The organism is Levilactobacillus mulengensis (assembly GCF_003946045.1).
GTDB lineage: Bacteria > Bacillota > Bacilli > Lactobacillales > Lactobacillaceae > Levilactobacillus > Levilactobacillus mulengensis.
On record NZ_RHNW01000014.1, the window covers coordinates 21,574 to 34,441 of the forward strand.

Sequence of the window (12,868 nt, forward strand, 5' to 3'; positions counted from 1 at the left end):
TGCCCCCAAACTAATCGTTCACGACCAAAAATAGAAAGAGGTTATTTAGTCAATGTCACGCTATGATGTCGCGTTTATCGGTAGCGGTCACGCCAATTGGCACGCCGCTGTCACCTTGAAACAAGCCGGAAAATCCGTCGTTATTATCGAAAAGGATTTGGTTGCCGGTACCTGCACCAACTATGGCTGTGATGCCAAAATTTTATTGGATGGACCTTCAGAACTGATTGCTAAACTTCACCAATCCGCTAACGTCGGGGTTCAGAGCACGACCAACGTCAACTGGGAACAGTTCATGGCGTACAAACACCAGGTGATTGATTCCCTTCCAGACCAGATGACCGCCCTTTTCACCAAGCTGGGCATCGACGTCATCAATGGTCGGGGTATCCTGATGGGCAACCACCTCATCCAAGTTGGTAAGGCAATCATCAAGGCCGACAACATTGTGATTGGCACTGGGCAAAAACCTAAACGCCTCGCCATCGTGGGCAATGAATTTCTGCATGACAGTCGAGAATTCCTCAGTCTTCCGAAGTTACCTAGTCATCTCACCCTTATTGGTGCCGGGAACCTCTCGCTAGAATTGGCTTCTTTAGCACTGGCTCTCGGGAGTCAGGTCACCCTCATTGAACACGGCGACCGGGCTGCTCGCGGCTTTAATGCTGTGCACGTTGATAAGTTAGTGGCCCACTTAGAAGAGGCCGGTGCCACCTGCTACTTCAATGAATCGGCCTTATCCGTTGACGTCACCACCGATGGCTACCGGGTCACCACGGCTAGCGGCAAGAGCATCGACACCCAGTACGTGATCGACGCCACCGGGTGGGAAGCCAATGTCACTCGGCTGGGCTTGGAAAACGCCGGCATCTACTCCAGCGCACGCGGCATCGAAGTCGATGCCCACTTGCGAGCGAACGGCGACAATATTTACGCCAGCGGCGACGTCCTAGACAAGGACCAACCCAAGATTACGGCCACGGCGGTCTTCGAATCCAATTACATCGCCGGTCAAATTTTAGGTAATTCGGACCCCATCGTTTACCCCGCCATCCCCAACGTGCTCTTCACGCTGCCACGGTTGGCTCAAATCGGCGTGACCACTGAAGATGTGGCTATTAATCCGGAACGTTATCACGTTCAGACCATCCCCTACAGCAAATTCTTTGCCTTCGCCTATCAGAACGAAACCGATGGCGAACTGACAGCTGTACTTAATAGCGCTAACCAATTGGTGGGTGTTTCGGTCTATGGCATGAACGCCCCAGACATCGTCAACGTCTTGGCCCTGATCATTGACCAACGACTGACCGCGCCGGATCTTAGCAAAATGATTTTCGCCTTTCCAACGGCCACTCAGGGCATGATCGATGCGCTCTTACCAGCCATGATGCCTGCACGGGTTGCCGCTACGGCCTAATCTTTTTAAATCTATGTATCACGTTTGCGCCTAGGACCTGTCCTAGGCTCTTTTTGTCGTCCTACTGATCCATGCCTACAATCTGGCCGAAACGTGTGCCAAGTAAGCCCACCGTCAATACCAGTCACCCCCACACTCATTATTCGGCTAAACGTGTCATACTAACCTTAATACTAGGGACAAATGACTGTGGGGAGTGATGACATTGACGACCGTTAAAAAATTCTACAACTTAATCGTCGTGGGCCTGGCCTTGATTTCGATTGGTCTGGCTGTCTTTGATTTCTCCGGGGTCATTGGCATCACCCGCTGGCCGTGGTCCCTGCTGGATGACGGAATCCTGGCCTTCTTTACGCTGGATTATCTCGTTCGGCTGTGGCGGGCGCCCCATAAATGGGTTTTCTTCCGCCACAACATCTTTGACCTCCTGGCCATCATCCCCCTCAGTACCATCTTCAGCTTCTTTCGGCTGGCCCGGATCACGCGACTCTTTCGACTGGTCCGGCTCTTTCGTTTCGTCCGGCTCGTGGGTTTCATCGGCAAGCTCCGTCATATCCTAAAGGGCTTCCTAAAGACGAACGGCTTCGTCTACCTCCTCTGGGCCTGTACTGCCATTCTGATTCTGGCGGCCACCCTGTATTCCTACGCCGAGCACGTTTCCTGGGGTGAGGCCCTCTGGTGGGCAATTGCGACTACGACCACGGTCGGCTATGGTGACGTGGCCCCGCACACGGTCGTCGGCAAATGTGCGGCCACCCTATTGATGCTAGTGGGCATTGGCTTTATCGGGGCATTGACCAGTACGATCACCACCTATTTTGCCAACCGCGGGCGTGACTCCGAGTATCAACAGGTTGCCAAACGCCTAGCCACCATCGAGCAACAAAACCAGGAGCTCAAAGACCTCTTACGTGCGCAACGCCCAAGGATGACGACACCGCCGCCGACCACCCGCGAACAGCTGAAAAATAGCCGGTCGGAATTGCCGAACCACTTCTCTTCACCCTGACGACAATGATATAATATGGGTTAAAAGGAGTGCTGCATTTATGGAAAAACGAATTAAAGGTTCATGTACCACTATTTTAGTTGGGAAAAAGGCCTCAATCGACGGCTCAACCATCATTTCACGAAACGACGATGGTCACGAAGCCCTCGATCCTGAAAAATTTGTCGTGGTTAACCCCGCCGACCAACCCCGGGATTACCAAGCCGTTATCAGTGGTGTGCAAATCAAGCTGCCCGATAACCCCTTACGTTACACGTCAATTCCTAACTCAATTCTGACCAACGGTATCTGGCCAGCAGCCGGCATCAACAGCGATAACGTTGCCATGTCAGCCACTGAAACCATCACCACGAACTCCCGCGTCTTGGGTATCGACCCTTACGTTGCCGGCGGGATCGGTGAAGAAGACCTGGTCACCTTAGTTCTGCCATATATCCACAGTGCCAAGGAAGGGGTTAAACGTTTGGGTGCCCTCCTGAAGGAATTTGGGACCTACGAACCCAACGGTATCGCCTTCTCCGATAACAACGAAATTTGGTGGTTAGAGACCATCGGTGGTCATCACTGGGCTGCTAAGCGGATTCCAGATGACGCCTACGTGGTTGCCCCTAACCGGATGAACATTGACGACTTTGATTTCAACGCCGATGACACGCTGGCTTCAGACGACCTGGCTGACATGATTGCCACTTACAACTTGAACCCCGACTTCGATGGCGTTAACCTCCGTCACATCTTTGGGAGTGCGACTGACAAGGACACGGTTTACAACAACCCCCGTGCTTGGTTCGGTCAAAAGTACTTCACCCCAGACGTTGAACAGGATCCCCAAGGTCAAGACCTGCCATTCATTTGCCACGCCAACCGGAAGATCTCTATTGAAGACGTCAAGTACGTTCTGAGCTCTCATTTCCAAAACACCAAATATGATGTTTACGGCGACGGCTCTGAAAGTGACAAGACGAAGTTCCGCCCAATCGGAATCAACCGGAACCACGACGTCCACATCCTGCAGATTCGGAACAACGTGCCTGACAGCATTGCCGGGATTCACTGGTTAGCCTTTGGTGCTAACACATTCAACACGGTCGTACCTTTCTACGCCAACGTTGACGACACCCCAGCTGCCTACAAGGACGCTGATGGCACCTTCAACATGAACCACATGTACTGGTTGAGCTGCACCACGGCCCTCTTAGGTGACACGGACTTCGACCTGTACGAAGACTTCCGGAACACCTTTGCCTTAGACGCCATGGGTGCCTACCGTAAGATTCAAAACGATACGGATGCCGCAATCGTTAACGGAGCCGACGTCAAGATTTTGAAAGACGCTAACGAAAAATTGTCCAACGAATCATTCACCCGTCAAACCAAGTTATTGGGCGACATGGTGACCTTTGGTTCCGAACACATGAAGTTACGTTACAACTTAAACGACTAATTGCGTTGATTGAGAGTCTGGAAATTTTCCAGGCTCTTTCTCTATTTCAATCGATTCTTGCAAGTATACCTGGCCCCTACCGAAATAACTAGCGAACACCCGCAAAAAAGGGACAGAATCGTTTTAACCCGCGAGCCATTGCAGGCAAAAACGATTCTGTCCCTTTTTTACTTAGGCGCTGGTGTCAGTTAGAATTTCAACTCATACGCAAACGCCAATTTCTTATAGTAATCTTGTTCGATAAAGTCCGTGGGTTTGACCTCGCCATCTCGCTTATCGAAGTAGGCGACACCCGCCAGCTTGAGCATCTTGTAGACGAACTGCGAACAGAAGAGGATGTTGGGCTTCGCCGAGTGCTTGGAAACCAGGCCCACCATGTTGTAGGCACTGCCTTCCCGGTTGATTTCCGCAATCTTGTCAATCACGAACTGCTTCTGTTCCCGCGTCACCGGCAAACTGTAGACCAAGAGCGACGCGCCCTGCTTCTGGTGGAAAAACTCCAGCGTTTCCGCGTTCATCCCCGGCGGATAGACGTTGTCCCCACCATTGTACGAAATAATCGTGGCCAGGTCGCGGTCAAAGGCCAGTGACACGTGATTGAACTGTTTGCGCGTGACCACCGAGATCATTTCACTGGCGGCACTCCCGGTATTGGACACGGCCAGGTACAAATGCTCATCTGCTAGCGTCGCAGTGGCCGCCGCAAAATAATCGTCCGTCAGTGTCCCATGGTTGATGTACCGCACGGAACTGTGACGCGGCAGGTCCGCCAGTATCGTCTTCAAGTGGTCAACGGACACCTTGTCCTTGGCGGCCGTCGCATCGTTCATCAGGTCGCTCAATTTGTCCGCACTCTGCCGCAACTCATCGAAGCTGACCGTGGCGGCCTCTTCGACCGTTGGCAGGTAAAAAGCCACCTGATTGTTGGTCGTCACGAAACGTTCGACCCACAGCGGTAACAACACAATGATGACCCCGATGATTTTTTCAGGGAAGTACACGATTGACCAGCCACGGTCCGGAAAGACCACGACCGAAACGAAGATAATCTGCAATACCATTAAGAGACCGTAAGCCACCGTCAGTCCCCATTTAGCTAATCGAGGGAACTGCGCCAACCAGGTCCGCAGAATCATCATCGCGGCCAGGTAGATGTACACCAAAATTAGCATCGGTTGGTTCGCAAATAAATACAAGCAGACCAGCAACAGCCAGCCCATCCCCCGGATCCGAATAGATTGAAAATAATCGACGAGTTCTCTCACGCCACGTCCTTCTTCCACAATTGTTGTGCAAATCAAACTAGTTATGTCGTTCCCGGCGGTGGATTCACCGTTCCCTGCTGTGGGGACCGGTTCCAGACTGAGGGGCGGTCTTCCACCTCTGGTCACGCAAACTAGCCTGATTTGGACACAATCTTCTTATGCATTTTCTCTCAACTTAATCGAGACTATCAATAACTTAATGTAGTATACCATAAGCCCGTTTCACCTTCGACGGCCACAGAAAAAAGCCCCCACCATTACTGATGAGGGCTTCCGTTTCATTCACTTAAAAGGTTACTTTACCGTCTTGGCAACCGCAGCGTTCACGGCGTCCTTTTCGGCTTCGACCAGGTCAACGCGACTCTCGATGACCTTGGTATCCATCTTAATTTCCCGGGTTAAGCCTGGGGTGTTGATCTTAGGTTCGAAGAAGGCCTTGAACTCAGCCAACCGTTCTGGCGTGTGGAAGACACCCGTCGTCACGGTGATGTAGGTGGTGAATTCCATGTCGCCACCGACCGTGTCTTCAAGCCATTGCCAGTCGTTCCGTAACCAATCCCATGCCGCCTGTTGCCCCTTGTGGGCTAACACGCCACGGTACCAAGCCCGTAAGTCTTGTGGCTTGATGGTGTCGGCATCTTCGAACGCGTCGATCAATTGCTTGATCAAGTCGGCGTCCGGCGTGGTTGGCAAGGCCGCAGCGATGTCGGCCTTGTAGCTGGCGTCGCTGGACTTCCGGTAGTCGTTCAACAATTGAGTAAACAGGTCGGCGTTCCCGAAGTTTTCCACCTCGTTCGCCAAAATGTAGACCCGCACGGCAGCTGGCAAGCTAGCCAACTTGTCCTGGTTCGCCGTAAAGATGGCGTGAGCGGCCTGTAACGTAGCTGGTTCCTTGGCGTACAGCGCAGCGTTTAAAATCGTTGGCCGCGTCAATTGGTCGTCGTTGGATTCACCAGCTTGTGGTAACCACCCTAACCGGTCAGCCTGTGGCGCACTCAATTTGCCAAATAAGGCCCGTAACTGAGCTTCTTCGGTCGAACCAGGGGTCACGAACTTCCGCAGGTTGTTGGCAACGCCGTACAGCACGTCGTTGACCACAGCGGAGTGGCTCTTAGCGAACCGTGGCAGTAATGGCACGATGTCCGCGTAAGAAATTTGCCGACCTTCCGCGAGCAAACGCAGGTCTTGCAGCAATTGTAACTGCGTGATGGCGTCCAGGGACTCTAAGTTGTCCAGGATGTCTTGCAACAAGGTCGCGTCGTACTTCACGATGAAGTGGGAGTTGTTCCCGACGTTCAAACGGAAGGGTTCGCCGCTGGCCTGACGCAACGCCGCGTAATCGCCTAACGTGGCATCGGTGTCGGCGAAAATGGCTGGGGCAGCGTCGTAGTTGCTGTTCAATGGCACTTGCCATTGACGGCCGGCGTCCTTGCCCTCACCCACGAAGAATTGTTGTTGGTGAATGGTCAATTTGCCATCGACCACTGCGGCGGAAACAACGGGGTAACCGGGTTGTTCGAGCCAAGAAGTCATGATGGCACCAACGTCCATGCCGGAAGCGGCCCCCAGAGCGGCCCAGAGGTCAGCCCCGGTAGCGTTGCCGTAGTGGTGCGTCGCAAAGTAGTTCTTCAAGCCGGCACGTAAGGCGTCGTCACCGATCAAGGCGCGAACCATGACCAGCATCCGGGCACCCTTGGCGTAGACGATGGCACTGTCAAACAGCGCGTCGATTTCGGCGGGGTCTTCAACCTGCACGTGAACGGATTGGACACCGTCCGTGGCATCCCGTTGGAGCGCCATTGGGGCTTCACCCGTTTGGAAGGATTCCCAGATGTGCCAGTCGGGTTCGATGGCGTTGACGGCCACGTATTCCATCATGTTGGCAAAACTTTCGTTCAACCAGAGGTCATCCCACCACTTCATGGTTACCAGGTCACCGAACCATTGGTGCGCCAATTCGTGGGCGATAACCGTGGCCACGCGTTGCTTGGTTTCAAATGAGGTGTTGTCGGGATCTAACAGTAAGTAGGCTTCCCGGTACGTGACCAGGCCCCAGTTCTCCATGGCGCCGGCTGAGAAGTCGGGTAAGGCCAGTTGCCAGGAATGTGGCAGTGGGTATGGCGTTTGGTAGAAGTCTTCGTAGAATTCAATCGAGCGCTTGGCAATGTCTAAGGCAAAGTCGAGTTCCTTTGCTTGATGCGCCTTGGTGGCAAAAACACCGACCTTGACGCCACTCTTGGTGGTCGTCAGCTTGCTCTGCATGTCCCCGAAAGCAAAGGCAATCAGGTAAGAAGACATGCGGACCGTGGTGTCAAAATAGTGAACACCGTCAACCGTCTTAACTTCGGGCATGTTGCTGATGATGGTTTCGCCATCGTGTTCGTCAAACTTGATAGCCAGGTCAAACGTGGCCTTCGCTTCGGGTTCGTCGACACACGGGAAGGCTTGGCGGGCAGCGGTCGTTTCAAACTGCGTCCCGATCAATTGCTTCTTCTCCCCATTCAACTCGTAGTAGGATGGGTAAATGCCCATCATGCTGTCGGTCAATGGTGCGGTGAAGTCAATGGCCACCGTGGTCTCGCCGGTCTTGCCCAAGTCGATGTGGATGCCTTCGGATTCGTCATCAAAGGTAAATGGCACGTCCTTACCATCGGCTTTAACGGCGCTGATGGTCATGTATTTCTGGTGAATGGCGATGCTCGTCTCTTTGGCGTCACCGGTAATGGTGGACGTCCCAGAGATCAGCTTGGTCGCACGGTTGATATCAAGGTAAACGTTGTAATGCGTGGGTTGAAACAGTGCATAAAAATGTGTGGATTCTGCCATAGTTTTCTCCTTAAATTCTTAGAATAAACCCATTATACGACAATTGTTTGCGGGGCGCCACGAATCACGCGACGAGATTACCGATTCCCCCGTTTGATCCAGTCCTCGACCGCCGTGCCGGTGATGGCACTGGTGAAACGCTGGCTGGGTCCCCAATTGATGGCGGGATAGTCCGTGGTCAGCTTGGCCGTCGACTTGGCGATAGGTGTCTCGCCAGAGGTGCAGAACTGCCGGACGTCCTTGCAGCGGAAGAAGCCGGTCTCCAGCAAGGTGTTGATGACGTGGGGCACCTGCCCCCACCAGATGGGCGAGCCCAGGTAAATCGTGTCGGCGTTGGCAATCAGCGTCTTGTCCGGCACCACGATGGCTGGCCGCGACGTCTCATCATGGGTCTCCAGCGAGGTCCGACTGGTCGGGTTCTTGTAATCGAGGTCGGCCGCCGTATAGGGTTGTTCGGCCTGCAGTTGAATGAGCTGCGCACCCGTCACGGCCGCAATCTTTTGGGCCACGGCAGCGGTGTGTCCAGTATTAGAAAAGTAGATAATCACTTGTTTTGACATGTAAAATCCTCCTGTGGTTGGATTTCTCTCTGTCTTTATTATACGACCATTTCTTGGCAAAAAAACACAATCCGATTGGGGATTGTGTTGGTATCCTTATTTAGCTCGCGTCATGAAAATGTCGCCACCACGCTGCTGGCCGAAATCGAGTTTCTTACCCCGACGACTTAAGAAATTCCATTTCGTAAACAGCGCATCCCCGTGCAGCGTGACAACATCCTTACTGTACTGAAAGGCGTTGATCTTATGGATTTTATGATCATAACCCGTATCTGAAGGCAAGTAACCCCTCATCTGCCACTTGGCAGTCTTTTTGTAAACCACTAACTTCATGCTCGGCAGCCACATATTCTTCTTGATATGCCGTTTCTTATTGTACTGCGGCTTCGTTACCCAGGTGCCCCGCATGGCCTTGGGAATCACCTTAACCTTAGCGCTGGCGGGTACGGTCATCACCGGTGCTAGAACCACCAGTGTTAATAAAGAAACCCCAAATTGTTTGAACGTCATCTGAATCGCTCCTCCACTATGTATTCGGTACAATCCCAGAATAGCACGGTGAGCCTCGCGATTACCAGTGTTGTGGCGCACAATTTGTGGGTATTTACTGCTTAGTCAAAAAGACGACAACCATTGACGTATTCAACTTGGTTAGTCTTCCGCTGCCCAATCCCGAATCTCGTCCGCCGTCAGACTGGTGGCGAAACGCCGGCCCGCGTGCCAGTCAATGTGTGGATAGTTTTCCCGCAACTGGCTGACCGCCTCGGTGATTGATGTGGACCCAGACGTGCAGAAAGGATGAACCTCTTTGCCGGTCAAATCCAAGCTGTCGAGTAACGTATTGATTTCTCCGGGAACGGTCGCCCACCAGAGTGGGAAGCCCAGATAGATGACGTCGGCCGCCGCAATCGGTGCCGGATCAATTGCCTCAATGGCTGGCCGGACCTTTTGCGCATGCATCTCATGGTAGCTCTGATTGACTGGATCTTCCCAGTCCAGGTCGGCCTCCGGATGGTCTACCTTGGCATGAATTCCAATGAGCTTAGAGTCTGTCGTCACCGCAATTTGTTCGGCGATAGCCTGCGTTGTTCCAGTATTTGAAAAGTATATAACAACTGATTGTCCCATTAGTCATTCCCCCGTTTCATAAACAACATTCTAACTTAGTTATACACCCTTTTAGTCTATCTGTGACCATCCCCGGCAAAGATTCCAAAAATACGTGATTGGACATTTAATTTGGGCATGGCAGTTGACGCATTTATGGACTGTATTGGGGTTGAGGAGGTAACTAATCTATCTAAAAAGTCGCCGCCAATTTTTGAATTGACGACGACCAACTGAGGCTAGTCTACTTCTTGTAGAAATAAGTTCGCTGCGGCGTGCCATCACCAAAACGGTCGAGGAAGACTAGGGCTGTCTTTCCCTTATGGTTCTCTTTCTTAATCGTTTCGGCAAACAAACTGTTCATGCGATACCAACTGATTCGCCAAGTTTCCGCGTGCTTGCCCTTCTTGACGCTAAGGTCACTGTGATTGTAGTAATGTGATTTTTTCTTGCCGGACCATTTAGCCAGCGTTTCTTTCTTGCCATGATAATTAGACTTGTAGTCGTAAACGTACTTCGAGATCTTAAGCGTGTGAATGTTGGCGGAATCTTCATCATCAACGCACACCCAAGTCCCTCTGAATGATTTGGGCATCGTTGTGTAGTGAATCTTCGCCTCGGCCGTCGTGTTCGGGGTCGCAACACCGCCTAAGGCTAGACCAGCCGCTACTGCCATTGTTGAAAAAATCAATTTAGATTTCATAATATCTATCGCTCCCTTACTAAATTTGGTGACTGTTGCCGCTTACTTATCCAAGCCATGGATAGCATTGCCTAATGTATTCGTGAATTTCAAAGTCGAGTCGTACATCTGATCGGTAACGTCACCCACGTCGGGTTGGCGTTTCACCGCAGCAGAATCCTTTAAGACCTTTTTCCATTGCTTCGCTAGTTTTGCGTTAATCTTAGCGCTGAACCGACCTTTGAAAATTTTATAGGTTGCCTGACATCCTCGCAGCGTTTTGGCGTTCGACGTACTATAGGTTGCCTCCAGAATTGAGGGAATACCAGCTTTCTCAACATAGATACTGTCATTATAAGCATGAGCTAAAGTCATGCCGCTCAACGAGTCACGGTACAATTGGTAGCCGTCATCCTTGGGATTATCAACATATTTGTAAGTCGCCTTAAAACGCCGAATGTCAGAGGCCCGTTGTGCCAGGTTCTTGGTCTTGTTTAGATAGCCTTTCCAAATCCAACCGTTAATATTGCCCTTCTTGTTTTTAACATAGTAATAGGTTGCCCGCTTACTATTAGCCTTCTTCACCTTGACTGACTTCGTCGCGTAGAACGTTGTCTTCACTGCCTTGAACGTCTTAGGCGACTTCTTCGTCAGCTTGGTTGAGGTATATAGACTTCCGCCATTAGGATGGAACTTTGTCTTCGCTAATTTTTGGTGGCTAATCACCTTAGCTGCCTTGGTCTTTGCCAAAGCTGGCGAAGAGACTGTGGTCACGGAGACAATGCCAAAACTGAGCGCCATCAATCCGGCAATAACTAACTTTACCCGTTTATTCATTCGCTTGATTCTCCTCAGAACTTACTTCTTGTAGTAGTAAAGATTCAGTGGTGTACCATCTCCGTAATGATCAAGACTGACTAAGGCCTGTTTCCCATTGTGCTTAACTCGCTTGTAGGTCGTATTGAAGATGTTATTTTTCATGCCATACTGAGAAATCCGCCAACGCCCGTTTTTTCCTTTTTTAACGCTAAGATCACTATGATTATAAAAATGTGACTTTTTCTTTCCCGACCAGTTAACCTTTGAGATTGTCCGCCCATTAACGACATATTTATAGTTGTACACGTACTTGGTTATCTTTGCCGTTGAACGATAGCGATACATGGTGCCGTTGATGTCATCTTTTGAAAAGTTCACCCAGGTCCCTCTAAACGATTTGGGCGTTGTTGTGTAGTGAATTTTGGCTTCAGCCGTGGTGCCTGGCAACGCGATACTCCCTAAAGTCAGACCCGCCATAACGGCCAGTCCTGAAAATAATAATTGTCTCTTCATGTTAACCTTCACTCCTCAGTTTTAGTAAAGCGCTTTCATCTATGTGTTTACTTACCGCTTGTAAAGCTGACTGTACCCCACTACGCGCATTTTATGCTTACTGACGTATTGAAATTTGAAATTCAGTGGTGGTAACTTCCCTTTAGCCTTTGTTTTCACCTGATACTTATGGTGGCCCAACGCTTTATATGACGCTTTCCCCTGAATGCTGCCGCGACCATACGTCTTCATCGTCGTCTTCGTCAGCTTAAACATAGGCCCAACATCATCTTTCCACTTGCCTGAAGGGCTATACTTCCAGACACCGCGTAAAACTTTGGGTGTCCCTTTGTGCCAGGTACTGGCATTCGCCGTAGTCGTTGTCACCACACTACTCCCAAAGCTAAGTGCCGTCACTATCATCAGTGTTGCCGCTAGTTTGTGCATCTTCCCACCATTCTCCTTTTTGTATTTATTAATTAAATTAACCATAGCACTATTTAACTTTATCCGCACTAAAAAATTCATTGTTAAACACCGATAAAAAAGCTTCCAGCTACCTTGGTGTATTTATTTGTCCTAAACTCTAAGTGGCTAACTTGATTATAAAATTCGTCTAAAGTTATTCACTCGAACATCCTGATTATCTTCATTCACTAATTCGTAATGATTAATAACTTTTTGGACCTCGTTCTCGAAGTTACCTTTTTCTTTACTATCCCCATAGACAACCTCTCGAATATAGAAGTATAGCGCGGCATTTCTTATTCGACCGTCATAGAGGCCATCACTCCTCGTTGCTCCGTCATGCAACTTAAATTCAATATAATTGCGAAGGTGAAATCCTTGCGTATACTCGCCATTGTTATAAATATCAGCAAGAATTAGCCAATCTCGTCGATGTCTTATTTGCTTCCCATTACGAATTAGCTTACCCTTTCGTACCAGGCTGTCTTCTTTTCCCTCTTCAACTTCAAAAATTCTCTTCGAAGCATTAGTATCTGCAGGTGCTTGGTCCTGATTTGGATTCCACTCAGACTCTATCCCATCAAGCAAGTCTAAAACTCCCCCATAAGTTGCACGGCTATGTTCTCCCATAACTATCATTGTTAATCATCCTTTCCATTTTTAAATTCAGTAATCACGTTAAGCGTACACAAAAGGCACCCACAATAAAAGCAGATGCCTTATTTGAAATGTCTCATTTACTTACGCCGTTACATACCGGCTGACTGGAAGTAAAG

General features: G+C 50.3%; 13 protein-coding genes. 3 read left to right on the forward strand and 10 right to left on the reverse strand.

Annotated elements, in window-relative coordinates:
* Positions 1-52: 52 nt before the first annotated feature.
* From EKM84_RS11305 to EKM84_RS11315, 3 genes are all read left to right on the forward strand, one after another.
* On the forward strand, positions 53-1,420 hold the full coding sequence (locus tag EKM84_RS11305; RefSeq protein ID WP_125765859.1) for a dihydrolipoyl dehydrogenase family protein: 1,368 nt from the start codon (positions 53-55) through the stop codon (positions 1,418-1,420).
* 205 nt (positions 1,421-1,625) lie between these two features.
* Positions 1,626-2,429: an ion transporter gene (locus EKM84_RS11310; RefSeq protein ID WP_225418192.1), complete on the forward strand. Its 804-nt coding sequence runs from the start codon at positions 1,626-1,628 to the stop codon at positions 2,427-2,429.
* Between the two features lie 40 nt (positions 2,430-2,469).
* Positions 2,470-3,873, forward strand: a complete 1,404-nt coding sequence (locus EKM84_RS11315; RefSeq protein ID WP_125765861.1) for a C69 family dipeptidase — start codon at positions 2,470-2,472, stop codon at positions 3,871-3,873.
* A gap of 188 nt (positions 3,874-4,061) precedes the next feature.
* Here EKM84_RS11315 and EKM84_RS11320 read toward each other — a convergent pair whose 3' ends face one another.
* The 10 genes from EKM84_RS11320 to EKM84_RS11365 all read right to left on the reverse strand — a co-directional run bounded on the left by EKM84_RS11320 (position 4,062) and on the right by EKM84_RS11365 (position 12,731).
* A complete protein-coding gene (locus EKM84_RS11320) occupies positions 4,062-5,138 on the reverse strand; it encodes a hypothetical protein (RefSeq protein WP_125765862.1) in 1,077 nt (358 codons plus the stop codon).
* A gap of 294 nt (positions 5,139-5,432) precedes the next feature.
* Positions 5,433-7,964, reverse strand: a complete 2,532-nt coding sequence (locus EKM84_RS11325) for a M1 family metallopeptidase (RefSeq protein WP_125765863.1) — start codon at positions 7,962-7,964, stop codon at positions 5,433-5,435.
* Positions 7,965-8,041: 77 nt separating this feature from the next.
* Positions 8,042-8,524, reverse strand: a complete 483-nt coding sequence (locus EKM84_RS11330; protein ID WP_125765864.1) for a flavodoxin — start codon at positions 8,522-8,524, stop codon at positions 8,042-8,044.
* Between the two features lie 96 nt (positions 8,525-8,620).
* Positions 8,621-9,034 (reverse strand): hypothetical protein, encoded by a 414-nt coding sequence (locus EKM84_RS11335; RefSeq protein WP_125765865.1) that lies wholly within the window; start codon positions 9,032-9,034, stop codon positions 8,621-8,623.
* Between the two features lie 141 nt (positions 9,035-9,175).
* Complete coding sequence (locus EKM84_RS11340; RefSeq protein ID WP_125765866.1) at positions 9,176-9,652, reverse strand: flavodoxin; 477 nt, start codon at positions 9,650-9,652, stop codon at positions 9,176-9,178.
* Positions 9,653-9,875: 223 nt separating this feature from the next.
* Positions 9,876-10,334 carry a hypothetical protein gene (locus EKM84_RS11345; RefSeq protein ID WP_125765867.1) on the reverse strand — a complete coding sequence of 153 codons (459 nt, stop codon included), beginning with the start codon at positions 10,332-10,334 and terminating at the stop codon, positions 9,876-9,878.
* A gap of 42 nt (positions 10,335-10,376) precedes the next feature.
* Entirely contained in the window at positions 10,377-11,150 is a 774-nt protein-coding gene (locus EKM84_RS11350) for a hypothetical protein (RefSeq protein WP_125765868.1), read from the reverse strand.
* Positions 11,151-11,171: 21 nt separating this feature from the next.
* Positions 11,172-11,645 carry a hypothetical protein gene (locus tag EKM84_RS11355; protein ID WP_125765869.1) on the reverse strand — a complete coding sequence of 158 codons (474 nt, stop codon included), beginning with the start codon at positions 11,643-11,645 and terminating at the stop codon, positions 11,172-11,174.
* 51 nt (positions 11,646-11,696) lie between these two features.
* Positions 11,697-12,071: a hypothetical protein gene (locus tag EKM84_RS11360; protein ID WP_164511387.1), complete on the reverse strand. Its 375-nt coding sequence runs from the start codon at positions 12,069-12,071 to the stop codon at positions 11,697-11,699.
* 156 nt (positions 12,072-12,227) lie between these two features.
* Positions 12,228-12,731, reverse strand: a complete 504-nt coding sequence (locus EKM84_RS11365) for a hypothetical protein (protein ID WP_125765871.1) — start codon at positions 12,729-12,731, stop codon at positions 12,228-12,230.
* Positions 12,732-12,868 lie beyond the last annotated feature (137 nt).